Consider the following 17,992-nt stretch of genomic DNA (forward strand, 5'->3'; position numbering starts at 1 on the left):
CTGACGGGGCTTGTCAGTTACCTTTTTCGGCGGACCTCGCGGATTTTGGGCACTGACGACCCTTGTCAGTTACCTTTTTCAGCGGCTCGCGGGAATTTTGGACACTGACGACGTCTGTCAGTTACCTTTTTCAACGGCTTGCGGGAATTTCGGCCATTGATGACGCCTGTCAGTTACCGTTTTCGGCAAGCCTCGCCGATTTTGGGCGCTGACGGCGCCTGTCAGTTACCTTTTTCGGCGGGCCTCGCCGATTTTGGGCACTGACGGCGCCTGTCAGTTACCTTTTTCAACGGCTCGCAGGAATTTCGGGCACTGACGACCCTTGTCTAACCGACCTCTTCCCAGTTTTCAAACAGCCCCCTACCTGACTGGTTAAAACTTCCTGTTCTTACAATACATTCATTAAAATAGAATAGAATTACACTTGTCCAAAGCGTTTATGGACTCTTTGACTGCGGGTAAAAGTGATAATGAAGGAGTGGGGCTGATGCTAAAAAAACTTGAACTCTCTGACTACCAGCTGTGGATGTGTGCGAAAATCAAAGAAAAATTGACTGAGGACCCTCATGCTGTGGAATATAGTCCTGCCTATCATGACAATGTTGAAGAACGGGAAGTCATCTCGCTCGCTCTCAGCGAAATGCTTTACAGGCTGGGCGGACTGGATCCACAGATGAAGAAAATAGATTAAAGAGGCCTGGCAAGGGCCTCTTTTTTGTGCAAACCGGTTTGTGCCCGTCCATTTTCTTCCCCGGCTTATTGCGGAATCGAACTTTCAGCATCAATATAGCCAGCTCCGTAAATATTGGGATCGAGCGCCGTCCGTAATTCGGCACCTGATTTCAGCATCGTTTTAACATCTTCGGGAGCCAAATCAGGATTGTATTGTTTGATCAAGGCAACGACTCCCGCGCAAATAGGTGTCGCCATGGACGTTCCTGATAAAACAAAATAGTCATTATCCACACGGCTGGACTTTTGGATTTTATCCAAATAGGAATTAGGCGCTCTCAGCGAAACGATGTTGACTCCAGGTGCGAGCAAATCCGGTTTTATCCCACCATGAATGGTTGGCCCTCTGCTCGAAAAATCGGCTGCGTCGTCATCTTCCCTTTCGACTGTATTTCTGTCATCCGAAGCACCGACCGTGATCACCTGGTCACTAATGCCTGGACTGGCAATCGTTCTGCTTCTCGGTCCATCATTCCCGGCAGCGACACAGACAACAATCCCGGCTGCCCATGCTTCCTCGACAACTCTCACCATCGGGTCATCATTTTCATCACCAAAGTCCTGGGCGGTGCTTCCAAGAGACATGGAGATAATATCAATCTTTTTATCCGGATTTTCTTCATTGTAGCTGATGCACCATTCAACCCCTCGCATCACGGTTTCGAGCGAGCCGGAGCCCAGCTTATCCAAAACCTTTACTCCTGCGAGACTGGCTTCCGGTGCAGGGCCCCTGTATTTAAAACCAGAAGCTTCTCCGCTGCCGGCTGCGTCGCCCGCACAGTGTGTGCCATGGCCATTATCATCATAGGCTTCCGTTCTATTGTTAACAAAATCTACGAAATCCGTAATCCGTCCAGCCAAGTCACGATGCGGATAGATTCCCGTATCAATGATGGCAATTTTGACTCCTCTGCCGGTTAATATCCCCTGTTCCCTTACAACGTTATCAGCCTTGGCCGATTTTACCGCTACATCAAGCAGCGCCTTGACCTCCCGATTCAGGTAGACTCTTTTCACATGCCCGCAGCCAGAAAGAATCTCTTCGAGGCAGCTGGGAGTAAGATCGGCGCTGCAGCAGGAAACCCTTGAAAAGTGATGCCTGATATTGCTTCTCATATGGCGGCTCATAATACCGGTGACTTCCTGGCATCCCGCTTCATAACCGCCTTTCCCGAATTCAATAATAACCGAAAACCTTTTACTTTTTTTAATAGCCCCTTCCAGGAATTTATGCAAAAAACATGGTGTCCATTTAAAAGGCCGGTAAAGATTCAACATTTCTTCCCTTAGTGGGCGTTCCAGCTTATCTGCATGATTGCGGACCATTTTGACCATTGAAAAACCAAACAAAGCCATTCCCCTTCCCTTCATAACTTTTGTTATAAGCTATGATGGTCCCGGTAAAATGGCTTTGGTGTTTGTCCTAGCAGAATAAAAAAAGGCTGTTGAATTAGTGCCCAGCCTATAATTCCAGCTATTTTGCAAGTGAATGCTTAAACGCATAAATGACGGCCTGGGTCCTGTCCTGGACCTGCAGCTTGCTCAAAATATTGCTCACGTGTGTTTTGACGGTTTTAAGGGCGATGAACAGTTCGTCGGCGATTTCCTGGTTGCTTTTTCCTTCAGTCATTAAAAGCAGCACTTCCATCTCGCGCTCCGTCAATTCTTCATGGGGGAGAACATTTTGTTTTTGGCGCATTTTCATCATCATTTTGCCGGTGACTTCCGGCTCAAGCACCGGCTGCCCGTGGTATGTAGCCCGGACGGCGTTGGCAATGTCGCTCGCCTTTGAAGTCTTCAGCATATAGCTGGTGGCACCTGCTTCAAGTGCAGGATACACCTTTTCATCATCAAGGAAGCTGGTCACCACGATGATTTTCGCTTCAGGCCATTGCTCCATGATTTTCCGTGTTGCTTCAATGCCGTCCATTTCCTTCATGACAAGGTCCATGAGGATGATGTCCGGCTTCAGGCTCAGGCAGATCTCGACTCCTGTCCGGCCATTGTCCGCCTCTCCCACGACCTCAATGTCTGGCTGCGCAGACAAATAGGAGGAAACCCCAATCCGCACCATTTCATGGTCATCGATAAAAACTACTTTAATCATCTTCCTCACCCGCCGTTTTTAATATAGGAATCTTGGCTTCAAGCTTTGTTCCCTTGTTTTTTACACTGACGATTTTCAGGATGCCACCGATTTCCCCGGCTCGCTCATGCATATTCTGCAGTCCGTACGAGCCGGCCTTCGATTCTTCCACATCAAATCCGATGCCGTCATCGGACACCCTCAAAATGACCATGTCATCGCGTCTAATCAGCAAAACATCAAGTTTAGCGGCCTGGGAGTGGCGGAGCGTGTTGGAGACGGACTCCTGCAGAATCCTGAATAAATGGTCTTCCACTCCCTTATCAAGGGGGAAGTCTTCCAGTTTCCAGTGGATGTTCATGGTGACTTTCTGGGAGAGTTCAATCAGGAGCTCCTTTGCTCCTTCCTGCAAGGTCTTGCCCTTCAACGCTGCCGGCCTGAGGTGAAGCAGCAGTGCCCGCATTTCCAGCTGCGATTTATGGATCATCTCTTCGACCATTTTCAGCTGCTTGGCTTCCCGGGCCTCCACCGGATCCGGAACAGCAGCAAGATCTTTGGTTTCATTGATCGCCGACATCATCATGGACGCGGCAAACAGCTGCTGGGAGACAGAATCATGCAGTTCTCGTGCCAGCCGGTTCCGCTCCTGTGAAATGATTTCCTGTATCCTTGTTTCCTGCTCTTCCGCCTTTTCGTTTGCCAGTCTCTGGGACAGCATCGTTTTTTCGGACATCTGCTTCTGGACCTTTTGGATCCGTTCCGAAATCAGTCCGGTTTCAGGCAGCATGTCTGCCTGCGGCGGCTCTGAGTAGCGGCCTTCTTGCAGCTGATACAGCCAGCCCTCTACATGCTGCAGCTGCCTGCGCCAATAAATGCCGGTAAAGATTCCGAACACGAGGCCTAAACCGAGACTCACACTTGCTGTGAAAACGATGAATGGGATATCCATAAGTTCCCGTTCCCAAAGCTCTGACCAGTGGTCCAACGGGTGTACCCAAAAATAGGAAGAGGTGAGAAAGAGAAACAGCAAAAAAGCGAGGGACATCCCCCACAAGATTTGGCGCTGGACAATGCTCATATCCTCTTCACCTCGATGTCCCCAATCAGCATGGATGTGAAGATTTTAATTTTCTGGTCCGCACCGTCATAACCCGGGGTTTTGACTACCAGCTGCTGGTTGAATGAACGGCCCTGGTGATATTCCAGCAAGTCCGCAGCCCCTACCAGGGTTGTATGGTGAATATTCACTTCGATATCATATGGCACAAAGATTTTTATATTCCCAACTATATTTCGGATAAAAATCACTGCCTCGCCTTTTGGGAGAACCGTGTAGCTGAAATCAATGACTGTATCGCCGATGCCGGCCAGGACATTGATATCATCCCACTCATAGGCCTGTTGCGGAGTCTTTTGGCTTCCTAACCAGGAATTTTTAATATATGGCATGGAATTGACAAGCAGTTCGTTTCCGTCTGAAGAAGCAGGTTCCTCAATAATCGGCCTGATAATAGCGGGCTTCTTTTTGGATTGTGCAAAATGGATGACAATGTAAATCAGGACTGACAGCAGAAAAAATCGAAACGTCAGCATGCCGATCACACAGCTGATGAAGAAAAACAATCCACCCCAGAAAAGCATCTTCCCCATCATTTTATGAAGCATCTTGCGGCCAAAATAGACCATTGCTCCCGACACAAAGAGGGAAAAGATCAGGCCAGGGTTGAAAAAGAAGACCTCCAGCAGCAGCAGCAAGGCTCCAATGAGGACAATCCAGCTTATATAGTCATCTTTCATTTTGTTTAACAAGATCTTTTCCTCCTTTCTGGCGGGTACTGGTTCAGGAATGAAAAGGCGCGAGTACAAGCTTGCGCCTCTTCTTTAGAATACCATGTTTGCTTTCTTAATTAGCATAGGTTTCCTTGTTTTTCATTTCTTTTTCCAGCTGGGCGATGCGGCCATCGATTGTATTGCGGTAATATGAACTGTTCACCTGGTTCTCCAGGTTGGCGAGGTAGCTTTCGATTTCGGTGAACCGGGAGTAAGCCTTCCCTGAATAATCCTCCTGGTTCATCACCTGGTCCATTGTCGTATGGGCGCGGGTCACGTTTTCCCTGCCCATCAGTTCCATGCGGCGGATATGCATATCCTTCAGTTTATGTTTCATATCCTCATATTTATGTTCGAGCTCCTGAAGCTGGCTTCCGGCATTGGCCAAGGCTTCCTTCAGGTGGGACGCTCTCGCTTCATACTGGCTTTGTTCCTGGGCGGCAAAAACATGAAGTTCAGTTTCACCGGCCTTTTGTGCTACCTCCGCCTGATAGCGGCGCTTTTCGGCCATTTCTTCCGCTTTCTGGCACTCGGCAGTAAACTGTTCCTTCAACTGATGCTGCCGCTCAAGCAGCTTGCGGACCTTTTCCGTTTCGTTCTCACATTCACGGAGATACTGATTCAGCATCGCGATCGGATTTTTACGCTCCTTGCGGTCGAGTGCGGAATTCAGGTCAGCCAAGATGGTTTCTTTCAAGCGGGTAAACAGGTTTGTCATGTAAATACACTCCTTAAATTAGTATTTTTTAAGTTCGGACCATTGCTTTTCAAAATTGGCAAAGGGGTCATTGCTGGTTGTGCTCCCAGTCTCCGGGGCATTCCATTTTTTATAGACAAGATACAGGACATAAGCGGCGGCGATGCCCAGGATGGCTGGAACATTCGATGCGGCCGCCATGAGGATAAAGAACCCAAGAGCACCCCAGATGATTTTCTTGAAAGTAGAATCACTGACTAAAAATTGTTTCACGATGAAGTAGAGAACAAACAGGCTGACGGCCAGACCGAAAAGCGGGCCAAGGTTTGAGATCAGCACCAAGGCGGCGATGCCACCTGCCAGCAGTAAACCGAATTTTTTCATTTTCGTTTCCTCCTTTCTTGATATCATCTTACCTCGATTGCAAAATCCTCATAACGAGCCTGAGCTTGATTTTCAGCTAGGACCTGAGGCGGAGGAATGGGTAGGACTGTCCTGTCGCAGATGTGTGCACTGTGTTAAAAAAAATAAAAAAGCACCGGCAATCCGTTCCTGCCAGTGCTTCTTTGCTATTTCGCTATAAACATCTGCGTCCAATAATGGCCATAGGAGCCTCCTGATGCATGGCCGACTCCAATATGGGTGTACGAGTTATTCAGGATATTGGCGCGATGTCCAGGGCTGTTCATCCAGGCCCTGACCACTTCCTGAGGTGTCCGCTGGCCAGCGGCAATGTTTTCTCCCGCGCTTCGATAGGCAATACCAAAGCTTTTCATCATATCAAATGGTGTACCATATGTTGGACTGCTATGCTGGAAGTAGTTTTTATCCCGCATATCGACCGATTTGTACCGTGCAACCCTGGATAGCTGCCAATCTGCCGCCAGCGGCCTCAATCCGTGCCTGGCCCGCTCCTGGTTCGTCAGCTGGATCACCTGGTTCTCAATGCTCTTTGCTGTCCTTTGCTCGGGAATCGTAATCTTTTGACCAGGATAAATGACAGTCGGATTTCTAATATGCGCGTTGGCACTGATGATTTCCGATAATCCGACCTTATACCTTACAGAAAGTTTCCACATTGTATCGCCAGAACGTACAGTATGTATCTGCTGTGCAAAGGTTACCGATGGGATCAACACCAGCAGCACCAGGGTAAGCAATACTTTCTTCACCATTTCTCATCCTCCTTCTTCCTGAATTAGGATGAGAATATGAAACGGAATTATACGGCCCGCATTGTTAAATTTTTATAAAAGCTTTCTCTCGGAAACGACTACACCGTCCCCATCGGCATAAGCATAGCTGCCTGGCTGCCACTGAATCCCGCCGAACGAGACTGGAACCTGCTTTTCTCCTTTTCCTTCCTTCTTGCTTTTAAGAGGATTGCTTCCAAGGGCAAAAATGCCAACTTCCAATTTGGCCAGATCTTCCGTATCGCGGACACAGCCGTTGATGATGATGCCAGCCAGCTTGCGGTTTTGGGCAATTTCCCCGAGACGGTCACCCATTAGCGCACAGCGCCTGGAACCTCCCCCATCAACCACCAGCACACTGCCTTCCGGGATGCTTTCAAGGCTTTCAAGCACAAGGACATTGTCCTCAAATACCTTTACCGTTGATATCGGGCCATGAAATTTAGGCTTCTTGCCATATGACTTGAATTCACTTTGGCAAATCACCAGCTCACTTGCATGCTCATCGCATAAATCTGCACATTTGAAATCCATGAACAACACTCTCCCCTGCCTTTTTATTAACTAGTTCTAGATTCAGCCCGCTTTTCCTCTTTTTTTTGGGGAATCCTAGTGCTGGCAATCGGGGCAGTAGAAAGTCTTTCTGGAGGAGACGATTTCCTTGATGATCAAGTTGCCGCACCTTATGCAGGCTTCTCCCTCACGGTCATACACCCGGCACTGCTTGTCATAACCCCCAGTTTTCATGTCATCTTTAAACAGAGGCTGGTCCATGTAGCCGCCGGCCTCAATGGCCCTCAGGAAGACCGTCTTCATTGCATGATACATGGAATTCAGCTCTGGAGGCTCAAGCTCCGCAAAAGTCCTAACCGGCTTGATGCCTGCTTCATGGCAGATTTCATCACTATAGCAATTACCGATGCCGGCAATTACCTTTTGGTTCACCAGTGTCGTCTTTATCATGCCTTTCCTGCCGGAAAACAGCTCCTTGAACTTGCCAATCGTAAATGCAGGATCAAGCGGTTCCGGACCCAAATCATCCAATTCTACATTCAGGCTCTGTTCGTCATGAAGATGCAAAAAACCCAGCCTGAGGCCAATAAAATACAACTTCATTTCCCCAAACGAGAGAATCACCTGCTTGGTCCTGTCCGGGTTGTCATTGTCGTCCCCAAGATACATCCACCCGCCCAGCATCAAGTGAAGAAGCAGGCTGCTTCCAGATTTTAGCCGGAATATCAGATGCTTCGCTCTCCGCTCGACTCTTGTAACGCTGTTTCCCTTCAGCTCGGCTACAAACTGCGCTGCAGGAACATTGATTGTCTTATCCCGGTTTACTTCTGCATCACTGATTGTCCTGCCAACAATCCGTTCACCCAGCATTTTCCTGTAAGTTTCCATCTCCGGAAGCTCCGGCATGTTCTTCAGCCCCTTTTCAGGTGTTTTCCTTAGTATGTTTGAGGAGCAGTGAACCATGCATATTAACAGGATCGAGAGTTCCTGTCATAAAAAAACAGGCCCCGTAAAACGGGACCTGTTTCTGTCAATCACTATTAAAATTCGCGGTTATGGCCCAGGCGAGTGTTGGCAGGGTTGTCGGATGTCAATGGTGCATCTGTTGGATCTGCCCCAGTCAGTGTTCCGCCTGTTAGATTGCGGTCAGTTGAAGTGTTCAGCGGATCATTGATTGTGTTGTCACGGCGCTCAACAACGACAAGGATTTTACCTTCTTTAACATAGCCTTCATAGCGCTCGGCATCTTCCTCCGGAATGCCCATTCCGATTAAAGCTCCGGCAAGGCCGCCGATTCCGGCACCTGCTGCTGCGCCAGTCAATGTTGCTGCAATTGGTCCCGCAGCGACAATTGGCCCGATTCCAGGGATTGCAAGCGCGCCAATTCCGGCAAGCAAGCCAGTCAAGCCGCCAAGGATTCCGCCTGTTGCCGCACCGGCAGCCGCTCCTTCACCTGCTTTTGTGCCTGTTTCATCGTTGATTTCAGCTACTTCTTCCTTATTTTTACCAATGACCGAAATATCTTCGGCTCTGTAGCCCTGACGCTTCAGGTCTTCTACTGCATCGATTGCTTCTCGTTCATCATCGTAAATTCCTACCAGGTGTTTTTCATGTTCATTCAACATTTGAAATCCTCCTTTGGACGAGTAGTCTTTTTTAAAAGTACCCGCCTGGAGAATCCGTAAACTTCCGAATAAAGATTAATCTGTAGTTGGATCCGGATCCAGCAGGTCCCAGGGAGTGATGATTCCTTTTGGCCTGCTGTCCGATTTGCCGTTTTCAGTCAGGATGACAGCCTGAAGCTTTTTGTCTTTGATATGATAGCTGTCAAAAAGCTCCTCAACCTCATAAAACGACGTATCTTCAGCCACAAAATCCACATAATATTTCTTGTTGTCTCTCAAAAGTTCACGTACTTTGACGTTTTCAAGCGAGATGACATTGCTTGTCAGCTGTTTGGCCATCCATCTGATGATATCTGACGAAGTAAGCAGCCCTTTGTATTCATTGCTTTGATCGTAAATCGGAAAGCGCGTGAACTCAAACTTATTAATTGCCTTCAGCACATCCTTTAACAAGGCATCATCGTAGTAATAAAACACGGGCGAAGAGGCCACTCCCATCGCCAAAGGCGGTTTTTCAAAATGGGCGGCAATCTCTTCTATCCGTTTGACGACCGACTTATGAGGCTCGGCAATATAATAATCCATATCCACCTTTTCATGGACAATCGCGTTCCTGAGCTTGGCGAACTGGTACAGCTCATTTTTATACTTGCGGATGATGGAATGGTTCTTGTAGCCGCTGTTCAGCAGCTCGACAAATGCGTCGCTGCCGGCATCCTTTACCATGTCTTTCAGGCAGCGGTGAATGCGGTTAAAGGCTACCTCGAACCGGCCAGACTGTGTTTTTTCGGTCTTTTTCTCCAAAGCTGTTCCCTCCACTACGGAATAATACAAATAATACCCATTCTACACTAAATAAAGCGCGCACACCCCTCCTGACCCTTACCGAAAATAAAGATGCCCGCCAGTAGGTAGCCGGCGGGCATCTGCACATCAATCTATCGGGTTGTTCGGCTTCTTCGCCTTCTGGCCGGTTGTCCACTCTACCAGTTCTTCACTGTTCTGCTGGCCTTTTTTCCTGTTGTTGTTGCGCTGTGCATTCGCATTGCCAAGCTTTGTCCTGCCCATATTCCTCTACTCCTTTACAATAGCGTCATAAAAGTAGTATGGACGTTTGCACCATCGTTATGCTTCCTCCCCCTTGCTGGCGGCAACTTCCAGTACGGGAGGGCGGCGGACCTTTGTTGCCTGTTCAAAGGCATAGGCAAGCTGAATAAGCTGGGGCTCACTGTAGGCATGGCCTGTAAAGGTAATCGCAAACGGCTCGCCGTCTGCTGTGTATCCCGCCGGAACCGTAATCGATGGATAGCCGGCCCGGGCCGCAATGTCAGAGCCATGGTCATGAGGGAAAATCAGGGCTGCTGCCCCTCCCTGTGACAAGGCATAATCAATTCCCTGATCCTTGGACATAAACTGGTCATGCTCCAGCGCTTTTAGATACTGTTCCTCGGTCAGGGCTCCGCTCGTCTCCTCCGAACCTTGCAGGATCTTTTGGCCATACTTGAGCATCTTCTCCATATGATGTTTATTAAAAGCAATCACCTGGGCAAGGCTGCGCACCTTTACGGAAGGATGCAGCCCGCTTAAATAAGCATTGATGCCCGATTTGAACTCATAATCAAGCACATCATAGTCCCAGTCTGCATCAGCGGAAGGAAGCGATACCTCCTCGAGCTGCGCGCCCAGCTCCGTCACCTTCGCCAGGGCTTGTTCAAAAAGGCTTCGCTTTTCGTCAGTCAGCTCCTCGTAAAATACAAAATCCCCTGGCACTCCCAGCTTTATGCCGTTCAATCTGTCATGCTCCAGGCTGCCGGCAAAATCAGTATGCTGAAGCTTTGGGCTCGCCAATGTGGCTGGGTCTTTTTCATCCTTGCCTGCAAGGGCGGCAAGCAGATAAGCAGCATCCTTTACACTTCTGGACATCGGACCGGCGGTATCCTGAGTGTGGCTGATCGGGATGATTCCGCTTCTGCTGATCAATCCGACGGTAGGCTTGATGCCCACAAGCGCGTTTTGCGCGCTCGGATTGAGAATCGACCCTGATGTCTCCGTTCCCACAGCGACAGCAGCGAGGTTTGCGGCGATGGCTGCCCCGGAACCTGCACTGGATCCGCCCACATTGAATTTGCCCGGCCCATATGGATTCAGTACCTGGCCGCCGCGCGAGCTGTAGCCGCTCGGCATTCCGACTGCCATAAAGTTGGCCCATTCCGTCATATTGCTTTTTCCTAAAATGACAGCTCCCGCTTTGCGAAGCTGTGCGGCCACAAACGAATCCCGAGGAGCAATCGAGTGCTCAAGGGCAAGCGACCCTGCACTGGTGTGCATCTTATCATGAGTATCAATATTATCCTTCAGCAAAACCGGGATGCCGTGCAGCGGGCCGCGGGGACCGCGCTCGGCCCTTTCAGCATCAAGCGCTATCGCAATATGCAGCGCATCCGGGTTGAGTTCCAGCACCGAGTTGATGCGAGGACCGCTTTTATCATAAAGGGCTATTCTGCTCATGTACATAAGCACAAGCTCCCTTGAAGTCAGCTCGCCGCTCGCCAGCTTTTCCTGCATTTCATCAATCGTAGCCTCAGGCAGCCAGCCATCCCTCAGATTCCTTAGTTTAGGATTTTCCATTTGTTGTTTTCCTTTCTGAAAAAGATAAGAAATAATTTCGGCTGCTTGAGGCTTTTTTCCTCCTGAAGAGAGAAAAAAAGCCAGGATCTAAGACCCATGGCTTTCACAACATTATTTTTTACTTGCATCCACAATTTTACCGCTGTAAAACTCTTTCTGAGCCGGTTTGACTCCAAGTTCCTTGCAGAACTGCTTCAGCTCGCGTTCTTCGCGTTCATTGACTATCGAAATGACGGTTCCCTCGGCACCAAAGCGTCCAGTCCGGCCGGAACGGTGGATGTACTGTTCACGGTCACGCGGAAAATCGAAATGAACCACATGGGTGACACCTTTGATATCAAGGCCCCGGGCCGCAATATCCGTCACAAGCAGCATCGCATTCTTTCGCTCCCGGAACTGCTTCAGGCTGGCTTGCCGCTGCTGTTTCGTTAGTTCGCTATGAAGCATCAGGGCAGGGATATCTTTGTAATTCAGTTTTTCGGCACTTACCTGAAGATTACCGATATCCTTAAGGAACACCAGCCCCTTGAAGGAATCCAGCCGCGACAGTTTTTCCAGGATTTTTATTTTATCGCGCTGCTCGCTGATAAAATAAATATGCTCCACTTCTGCTGACTGAATCGTACTGTCCTGCTTGATCTTAATGACTTCCGCGTCCTTGGCAAGCTCCCTTGCAGCCAGCTCCGTATGATTGGGAAGCGTCGCCGAAAACAGTAGCACTTGGCGGTCTGCTAGAGTGGATTTAATGATGTTTTCGACCGTGCCGCGATGTTCCGGAACGAGCAGCTGGTCTCCTTCATCAAGCACGACTGTTTTAACTTCATGCATCTTCAGCTTCTTTTGTTTGATCAGCTCCAAAACCCTGCCCGGCGTGCCCACGATAACCTGCGGGCTTTTCTTCAGCTTTTCCAGCTGCCGCTTCGGATTGGCCCCGCCAATGATGGAAGTGGAAGTAACTCCGCTGCCTTCACCCCATTTTTGCACTTCGGAAAGGATTTGCATGACCAACTCCTGTGAGGAAGCAAGAATCACCGCTTGTGCATTCCGTTTCTGAGGATCGATTTTATTTAAAACAGGCAGCAGATAGGCAAGCGTTTTGCCTGTTCCCGTTGGCGACTCCGCAATCACGTCGGTACCGCCAAGAATCAGCGGAATCGCTCTTGTCTGCACATCCGTAGGTGTGGAAAATCCGCTTTTCTCCCAGTTCTCCTGTAAAAAAGGCTTTAGCTCTTTGAGGATTGTTTGATTTTCTGACATTATAGTCTCCTTTGTAACGCTTTATTCCTAAAAAGAATACTAGCTAAAACAGCCGGAGAAGTCCAGCATGCATGTGGAAGCGGCTGTGCTTTTCTGATTAAAACACCCATTCCTGCGATTGAGAAGCATCTAATGTGGTATGAGAAGACTGAAAGGCAATACAAGGAGGATTATAATGAACAATGTAAAAACGCTCGAAAGTGTCAAAACATTGCTAAAAGAACTGCTGCTGATTGACAGTTCCCATATGGAAGGCGCCAACCAGGCAGTGGAATATTGCTGCCACTGGCTGAGAGAACATGGACTCCACCCGAAATTAATCGAAAACAACGGATATAAAATGCTTGTTTGCGAGATCGGCAGCGGCGAGAAAAAACTCATTTTTAACGGCCATGTGGATGTTGTCAGCGGAAAGAAGCTGCAGTTCATTCCGATGGAAAAGGACGGAAAGCTTTATGGACGCGGAGCGGCGGACATGAAAGCCGGCGTGGCAGCGATGATGTGCGCGATGGCGGAGCTTAAAGAGGAAGAACTAGGAGTAAAAATCCAGCTGCAAATTGTTTCAGATGAAGAAACCGGCGGAGATAACTGCTCGGGTTACCTTGTCGAAAACAATTATCTCGGAGACTTTGTCATTTGCTCGGAGCCTACCCAGCTGGGCATTGCCCTTGAAGCAAAAGGGCTTCTCCAGTTTGATGTGGAGGTACATGGCACCCCGGCACACGGAAGCCGCCCGTGGGAAGGTGAAAATGCGATTGCCAAAGCCTGCACCCTTCACGAAAAAATCCTGAAGCTTCCTTTTATGAAGCAAAGTTCCGATTTCTACCCTTATCCCTCTGTCAACTGGGCCAAGGTACAGGGTGGAGAAGTTTACAACAAAGTTCCGGAGAGCTGCACAATGTCTTTTGATCTTCGCTACCTCCCCGGACAGGACCCGGATGAGATCATCCGGCAAATCCAGGAGATTGCCGATGGGGAAATCACTGTCCACGCAAGCATCAGCCCGGTCGAAACGGATAAAAACGACCCTTATATCCAAAAGCTAAAGAAGATTGTTGAAAAGCACACTGCCGGAGAGGCCGTCTTTTTCGGGCAGCATGGTGCATCCGATGCCCAGTTTTTTGCCGAAAGAGGGATTCCGGCCATTGAATTCGGACCAAGCGGCAACAATTGGCACGGAGACGAGGAATTTGTACACATCCATTCCCTTGAAGTGTATAAAAATATGCTTCTTGATTATGCCAGGGATTTTTAAAGACAGCCTCAGGCTGTCTTTAACTGTTTAAGCGGTATTTCCTGGACCAGGAATGCAGCAGAAGGCCTGCCATAATCACAAACTGAAGAAAGAAAACAACAGCATCCCAGAAGAGGATAGAGGTGGCCGGCTCTGAAAAACCCGGCATCACCAGCATAGCAGCATGGACAATCAGAGGCAGGTTATAAAAGGCTAAAACGGCGATGGTAATCATAATGCCAACAAGATAAAAAAAAGCATATGGCCGAACCCACTTTTCTTCGCCGGCAAACTCCTTGCTCGTTTTCACTTCCGGCAGGAAAGGCAGCCACCGCCTTAGGTAATTCTGGCCGTTTTCCATTAGATTGTACGAGCCGGAGTGAGTCTCGATCACATAATACAGATCCGTTTTCATATACACACAACATTGGTAAAGAATGCGGATGAACGTGCTAAAGGCAGCCATTTTAGCGATTCCGGCCCCCAATGCATGCTCAGGAAAAAATAGTTGGACCAGCAGCGCAGCAAACAAGACGACAGCATCAAAGGCCAGACCCGCAAGATAAAGCCGGTACCTTCTATCGGGCGGCAATGTCCACACCCTCGACATATCCGTTTCAAGAACAATAAAAAACAAACGGTGCCCTAGGCTGATTCCTGTCGGAAGGCCCTCCGCCCGCATTGCCAGCACGTGCCCGATTTCGTGGAGCACAACCAGCAAAAACGTCAGACTGAGAAACACAATGATATTGTACATCATCAAATCAAATACAAAGATATCTTTATAGGCCGGGAACAGCTCAGGCCGAACCATCAGAATGCCGGCGCTGGCGAGAAGGACAGCCAGATAAACCAGGGAGGATGCACGATTAAAAAAGAACTTCCCTGCCTTTTCAGGAATCCAGGGTAGACCATGGGTTTCGGCGGGTGGGGCAGTCTTTTTTGCTACTTCCTTGCCGTCGATGGTAAGGACAAGGCCGAGGCCAAGGAGGTCCTGGATGAAACCCTTCATGTCAACATCCTCGTTGGGGAACCGCTCCTTTAGTACCTTTTCAATGGAATGCAAATCCTTGCCTTGACCTATCAGGTCAATTGCATCAATACACACTTCCGGCATTTCGTAAAAATCACCTGAATACATATCTTCCACAATGTAATGTTTCCTGTCTTTACGAATGTTCAACGGATTAAGAGTAACTTTAGAATGACTGTGCAGTTCCATTTTGAAGCACCCTTTCAAAATAAATAAGGGATGCCCTTACCACTGGCATCCCGCTTTCCATTATACTTTTCCAGCACCAGGCAAAAACACGCACCACCAGCAAGTTGTCTTTACTTTGGACAGCTTACGGATCTTCATTTTGCCACCTCCTTGCCTTCAGCTTTATTTTGAAGGGGATTTCCATTAAACCAATCATAGGTTTGATGATAATTTACCCATTCAGGAAAGATCTTTTGAAACGCTTCGACTAGTTCTGGATCAAATTGACTTCCCTTTCCCTCAACAATCCGGTTATAAGCATCTTCAACAGAGAGAGCACGGCGATAAGACCTCGAAGAAGTCATCGCATCAAACGCATCGGCAATGGTAACAACCCTTGCCATCAGCGGAATATCCTTTCCCTTCAGCTGTTCCGGATAGCCTGTCCCATCCCAGCGTTCATGATGATACTTGATAACCTCAATGCTCATATTTAAACCTTCCACTTTTCGGATTGCATCTGTACCAACATCCGGGTGGGTTTTAATCACTTCATATTCTTCAGCAGTTAACCTGCCCGGTTTCATCAGGATAGCGTCCGGTATACTGACCTTTCCAATATCATGCAATAAACAGGCATAATAAAAGGAACTCAATTCTGATTTGGAGAACGTGTTCAAAGACGTTGCAAGAGTTTTTGCATAAAAGGCTACCCTTTCACTATGCCCTCTTGTATACGGGTCTTTTAACTCAATCGTAGCTATAACTCCTTTGACAATCCCCTCCAGCTGGTTGTTGTAGGCCGTTTGAATCGCACCCACGTAAACCTGGAATCGTTTAAGGATGAATAAAGAGATTAAAGCTAGAATGATAACAAGAGCTATGATGAAAAAAACTTCCGTAAGACCAAATAATAAGCCAGTGACTACATATTTTAATAGCAGTCCAGCAAAAACAAATAGAAAGAAGTTTGTGTTTACAAAAATCGGCGCAAATAGCAGCAACAGCACTTCAGCAGCATTGCCGCTTCTGAACCATTCATCGCTTAATAAGAAGATGGCTGATTCACAAATAAACGATATGACAAAGTAACCAGCAACAAAAAAGTATTTTACTACAAAAAGATTACTTCTTTTTAGCAGTAAATAGGTTATTGGCAGAAGCCCCCAGATTAACGCATACATCACATAATTTAATATCCCGGGATCTGCGGCTCCCCCTCCCAATATGAAATCCTTATAAAATCCCTGGTAAAAAATTTCATAAAAGAAGTAAATCACATAGAACAATGCGAGAAACCATTTTAGAGTGCGATTCTCTGTATTGATAAAAGCTTGCTGATTTTTCTTGTCCTGCATATCATTACCCCGCGTGTATTCAAATGAAATTCTGAGGATGAGAAAACAATCCTTTTGACCTAGAACAATTTCGCCATCAATCGACACTCTGATTACATTATAAACCAAAAGTTCTATTTCAAGAATAGAACAATTGAATATATTTGTAGATAAATTATTAATTATTTATGTCCTGGCAGTATAATTTTTACGGTTGCACCCTTATCGGGGTTATTTCTAATGTCGAACCTGCCCCCATGCTCCTCAACGATCTTCTTCGTTACCATTAAACCAAGTCCGGTTCCGTTTGGCTTTGTGGTGAAAAACGGCTCGCCAAGTTTGGAAATTATATCTCCAGGAATCCCTTCGCCTTCATCATTGACATTTATGATAAATTCATTGTGGCTGTACTGCACTTCTATTGCCACGTCGCCGCCATCCGGCATTGATTCCACCGCATTTTTTACGAGGTTAATAAAGACCTGCTTGATTTGGTTTTCATCACAATAAATTTTAGGGACATGGGCCTTAATCTCCACATGAATGTTGACAGACTGCCTGACAGCTTGTGGCTCAATGATTGAGATAACATATGTCAAGATTTTCTCGATGCTGGCTGGCCGCTTCGACGAAGAGTTTGGCTTCCCGATAATCAATAGGTCGGACACAATTAAGTTGATCCTATCAATCTCATTCAGCATAATAGGATAAAAGTTCTCTGTTGACCCGTCTCTTTCCTGCTGAAGCTGTGTGAATCCCTTCAAAGCAGATAAAGGGTTTTTAATCTCATGCGCAATCGATGCGGCCATTTGGCCCACAACAGCGAGCTTTTCCTTCTGCTGGGAATCTTCATACAGCCTTACCATCCCGTTTACATAGGAAATAATCCGTGTCAGCAAAATGAACCCAAAAGTACCGAAGAAAAGCATCAATACAATTGGAACCATAACCCCTGTAGTCTGAAACAAAAAACCGTAAGCGACATACTTAAGCGTCATAACAGTGAAAATAAACCAAAAGTAGGTTTTGTTTACAAAGATGGGCGCGAAAAGCAAGAAGAGGATTTCAACAATATTGCCTGTTGAATACTCTTTGTCTGCCCCCCAGTAAACCAGAAAGTTATCGGCAAACTCTATTAGGAGGAAGGCAAGAAAATACAGGTATTTTATCCGGAATGGATCTCCCTTTTTCACCATATACACCGCTACTGGCAGCAGGAATAATAATAGAATATGGGAGAAGAAACCTAATCCCCCATCAGGAAAGCCGATTACTCTTGATTTATCGAAATAGGGCAAGACATAGTAATATGTAATGTCATACCCGATAAAAACTGTATAAAATAATGTTAAAAATAACTTGATTGCCTTAATTTCTTCTATTCGTAATGTTTGTTCCCTGGTCCCTGTCATATTCCAGGTTCTCCTTTGAATTTCTGTAAAGTAAACATACCCTCATTATAACATCAGTTGAAATTTATTATCTGACCATAGCTATCTATCTCTGAATTCCAGACTAGGCCCATTAACCTATCTATTTTAATACATATCATCCCATATGGGTACCCGTTTCAATGGAATCCAGCATTTTATAAACTACAACACCGTTATTTTTGCAAAATACAATCCGTTTCAGCTTAAACACGGCAAAGAGACAGGA

General features: G+C 47.3%; 19 protein-coding genes. 2 read left to right on the forward strand and 17 right to left on the reverse strand.

The genetic code is table 11. The features are described 5' to 3' along the window. Positions 1 to 487: 487 nt before the first annotated feature. A complete protein-coding gene (locus WQ57_RS18255) occupies positions 488 to 691 on the forward strand; it encodes a hypothetical protein (protein WP_046525202.1) in 204 nt (67 codons plus the stop codon). Between the two features lie 65 nt (positions 692 to 756). Here the strand turns inward: WQ57_RS18255 and WQ57_RS18260 are convergent, their stop codons facing one another. The 14 genes from WQ57_RS18260 to WQ57_RS18320 all read right to left on the reverse strand — a co-directional run bounded on the left by WQ57_RS18260 (position 757) and on the right by WQ57_RS18320 (position 12,561). After that, positions 757 to 2,082, reverse strand: coding sequence for a S8 family peptidase (locus WQ57_RS18260; RefSeq protein ID WP_046525203.1), 1,326 nt, complete (start codon positions 2,080 to 2,082; stop codon positions 757 to 759). 124 nt (positions 2,083 to 2,206) lie between these two features. Further along, a complete protein-coding gene (locus tag WQ57_RS18265) occupies positions 2,207 to 2,839 on the reverse strand; it encodes a response regulator transcription factor (RefSeq protein ID WP_046525204.1) in 633 nt (210 codons plus the stop codon). Next, positions 2,832 to 3,896 carry a sensor histidine kinase gene (locus WQ57_RS18270; protein ID WP_046525205.1) on the reverse strand — a complete coding sequence of 355 codons (1,065 nt, stop codon included), beginning with the start codon at positions 3,894 to 3,896 and terminating at the stop codon, positions 2,832 to 2,834. Before WQ57_RS18270 ends, WQ57_RS18265 begins: the two co-directional genes overlap by 8 nt. Further along, positions 3,893 to 4,627, reverse strand: a complete 735-nt coding sequence (gene liaF, locus WQ57_RS18275) for a cell wall-active antibiotics response protein LiaF (protein WP_173427579.1) — start codon at positions 4,625 to 4,627, stop codon at positions 3,893 to 3,895. The genes WQ57_RS18270 and liaF overlap by 4 nt, the downstream gene beginning before the upstream one ends. Positions 4,628 to 4,721: 94 nt before the next feature. Continuing rightward, on the reverse strand, positions 4,722 to 5,366 hold the full coding sequence (locus tag WQ57_RS18280; RefSeq protein WP_046525206.1) for a PspA/IM30 family protein: 645 nt from the start codon (positions 5,364 to 5,366) through the stop codon (positions 4,722 to 4,724). Between the two features lie 18 nt (positions 5,367 to 5,384). Continuing rightward, positions 5,385 to 5,729 carry a lmo0954 family membrane protein gene (locus WQ57_RS18285; protein WP_046525207.1) on the reverse strand — a complete coding sequence of 115 codons (345 nt, stop codon included), beginning with the start codon at positions 5,727 to 5,729 and terminating at the stop codon, positions 5,385 to 5,387. Between the two features lie 185 nt (positions 5,730 to 5,914). Then, a complete protein-coding gene (safA, locus tag WQ57_RS18290; protein ID WP_046525208.1) occupies positions 5,915 to 6,520 on the reverse strand; it encodes a SafA/ExsA family spore coat assembly protein in 606 nt (201 codons plus the stop codon). 72 nt (positions 6,521 to 6,592) lie between these two features. Then, positions 6,593 to 7,072, reverse strand: coding sequence for a ribonuclease E activity regulator RraA (gene rraA / locus WQ57_RS18295; protein WP_046525209.1), 480 nt, complete (start codon positions 7,070 to 7,072; stop codon positions 6,593 to 6,595). Positions 7,073 to 7,147: 75 nt separating this feature from the next. Next, a complete protein-coding gene (gene mutM / locus WQ57_RS18300; RefSeq protein WP_046525210.1) occupies positions 7,148 to 7,957 on the reverse strand; it encodes a bifunctional DNA-formamidopyrimidine glycosylase/DNA-(apurinic or apyrimidinic site) lyase in 810 nt (269 codons plus the stop codon). Between the two features lie 134 nt (positions 7,958 to 8,091). Beyond that, entirely contained in the window at positions 8,092 to 8,676 is a 585-nt protein-coding gene (locus WQ57_RS18305) for a general stress protein (RefSeq protein ID WP_084820318.1), read from the reverse strand. A 75-nt stretch (positions 8,677 to 8,751) separates the two neighbouring features. Beyond that, positions 8,752 to 9,480, reverse strand: coding sequence for a CBS domain-containing protein (locus tag WQ57_RS18310; RefSeq protein ID WP_046525211.1), 729 nt, complete (start codon positions 9,478 to 9,480; stop codon positions 8,752 to 8,754). 129 nt (positions 9,481 to 9,609) lie between these two features. Continuing rightward, positions 9,610 to 9,744 carry a hypothetical protein gene (locus tag WQ57_RS27365; RefSeq protein WP_277620304.1) on the reverse strand — a complete coding sequence of 45 codons (135 nt, stop codon included), beginning with the start codon at positions 9,742 to 9,744 and terminating at the stop codon, positions 9,610 to 9,612. Between the two features lie 57 nt (positions 9,745 to 9,801). Then, on the reverse strand, positions 9,802 to 11,304 hold the full coding sequence (locus tag WQ57_RS18315) for an amidase family protein (RefSeq protein ID WP_046525212.1): 1,503 nt from the start codon (positions 11,302 to 11,304) through the stop codon (positions 9,802 to 9,804). 111 nt (positions 11,305 to 11,415) lie between these two features. Beyond that, a complete protein-coding gene (locus WQ57_RS18320; protein WP_046525213.1) occupies positions 11,416 to 12,561 on the reverse strand; it encodes a DEAD/DEAH box helicase in 1,146 nt (381 codons plus the stop codon). A 175-nt stretch (positions 12,562 to 12,736) separates the two neighbouring features. Between WQ57_RS18320 and WQ57_RS18325 the strand changes: the two genes are divergently transcribed. Next, positions 12,737 to 13,816 carry a M20 family metallopeptidase gene (locus tag WQ57_RS18325; protein ID WP_046525214.1) on the forward strand — a complete coding sequence of 360 codons (1,080 nt, stop codon included), beginning with the start codon at positions 12,737 to 12,739 and terminating at the stop codon, positions 13,814 to 13,816. A gap of 19 nt (positions 13,817 to 13,835) precedes the next feature. Here the strand turns inward: WQ57_RS18325 and WQ57_RS18330 are convergent, their stop codons facing one another. The 3 genes from WQ57_RS18330 to WQ57_RS18340 all read right to left on the reverse strand — a co-directional run bounded on the left by WQ57_RS18330 (position 13,836) and on the right by WQ57_RS18340 (position 17,745). Beyond that, positions 13,836 to 15,017 carry a hypothetical protein gene (locus WQ57_RS18330; protein WP_046525215.1) on the reverse strand — a complete coding sequence of 394 codons (1,182 nt, stop codon included), beginning with the start codon at positions 15,015 to 15,017 and terminating at the stop codon, positions 13,836 to 13,838. Positions 15,018 to 15,151: 134 nt separating this feature from the next. Next, on the reverse strand, positions 15,152 to 16,354 hold the full coding sequence (locus WQ57_RS18335) for an HD-GYP domain-containing protein (RefSeq protein WP_046525216.1): 1,203 nt from the start codon (positions 16,352 to 16,354) through the stop codon (positions 15,152 to 15,154). Between the two features lie 161 nt (positions 16,355 to 16,515). Then, positions 16,516 to 17,745, reverse strand: coding sequence for an ATP-binding protein (locus WQ57_RS18340; RefSeq protein WP_046525217.1), 1,230 nt, complete (start codon positions 17,743 to 17,745; stop codon positions 16,516 to 16,518). Positions 17,746 to 17,992 lie beyond the last annotated feature (247 nt).

Source organism: Mesobacillus campisalis, from assembly GCF_000986785.1.
Classification (GTDB): Bacteria; Bacillota; Bacilli; order Bacillales; family Cytobacillaceae; genus Mesobacillus_B; species Mesobacillus_B campisalis.

What these genes read in the sequence shown, in the direction of transcription:
- WQ57_RS18280 (WP_046525206.1), bottom strand. Translation starts at nt 5,366, where the DNA reads ATGACAAACCTGTTTACCCGCTTGAAAGAAACCATCTTGGCTGACCTG.
- WQ57_RS18305 (WP_084820318.1), bottom strand. Translation starts at nt 8,676, where the DNA reads ATGTTGAATGAACATGAAAAACACCTGGTAGGAATTTACGATGATGAA.
- WQ57_RS18320 (WP_046525213.1), bottom strand. Translation starts at nt 12,561, where the DNA reads ATGTCAGAAAATCAAACAATCCTCAAAGAGCTAAAGCCTTTTTTACAG.
- WQ57_RS18330 (WP_046525215.1), bottom strand. Translation starts at nt 15,017, where the DNA reads ATGGAACTGCACAGTCATTCTAAAGTTACTCTTAATCCGTTGAACATT.
- WQ57_RS18285 (WP_046525207.1), bottom strand. Translation starts at nt 5,729, where the DNA reads ATGAAAAAATTCGGTTTACTGCTGGCAGGTGGCATCGCCGCCTTGGTG.
- mutM (WP_046525210.1), bottom strand. Translation starts at nt 7,957, where the DNA reads ATGCCGGAGCTTCCGGAGATGGAAACTTACAGGAAAATGCTGGGTGAA.
- rraA (WP_046525209.1), bottom strand. Translation starts at nt 7,072, where the DNA reads ATGGATTTCAAATGTGCAGATTTATGCGATGAGCATGCAAGTGAGCTG.
- WQ57_RS18265 (WP_046525204.1), bottom strand. Translation starts at nt 2,839, where the DNA reads ATGATTAAAGTAGTTTTTATCGATGACCATGAAATGGTGCGGATTGGG.
- WQ57_RS18270 (WP_046525205.1), bottom strand. Translation starts at nt 3,896, where the DNA reads ATGAGCATTGTCCAGCGCCAAATCTTGTGGGGGATGTCCCTCGCTTTT.
- WQ57_RS18315 (WP_046525212.1), bottom strand. Translation starts at nt 11,304, where the DNA reads ATGGAAAATCCTAAACTAAGGAATCTGAGGGATGGCTGGCTGCCTGAG.
- safA (WP_046525208.1), bottom strand. Translation starts at nt 6,520, where the DNA reads ATGGTGAAGAAAGTATTGCTTACCCTGGTGCTGCTGGTGTTGATCCCA.
- WQ57_RS18325 (WP_046525214.1), top strand. Translation starts at nt 12,737, where the DNA reads ATGAACAATGTAAAAACGCTCGAAAGTGTCAAAACATTGCTAAAAGAA.
- WQ57_RS18340 (WP_046525217.1), bottom strand. Translation starts at nt 17,745, where the DNA reads ATGACAGGGACCAGGGAACAAACATTACGAATAGAAGAAATTAAGGCA.
- WQ57_RS27365 (WP_277620304.1), bottom strand. Translation starts at nt 9,744, where the DNA reads ATGGGCAGGACAAAGCTTGGCAATGCGAATGCACAGCGCAACAACAAC.
- WQ57_RS18335 (WP_046525216.1), bottom strand. Translation starts at nt 16,354, where the DNA reads ATGCAGGACAAGAAAAATCAGCAAGCTTTTATCAATACAGAGAATCGC.
- WQ57_RS18255 (WP_046525202.1), top strand. Translation starts at nt 488, where the DNA reads ATGCTAAAAAAACTTGAACTCTCTGACTACCAGCTGTGGATGTGTGCG.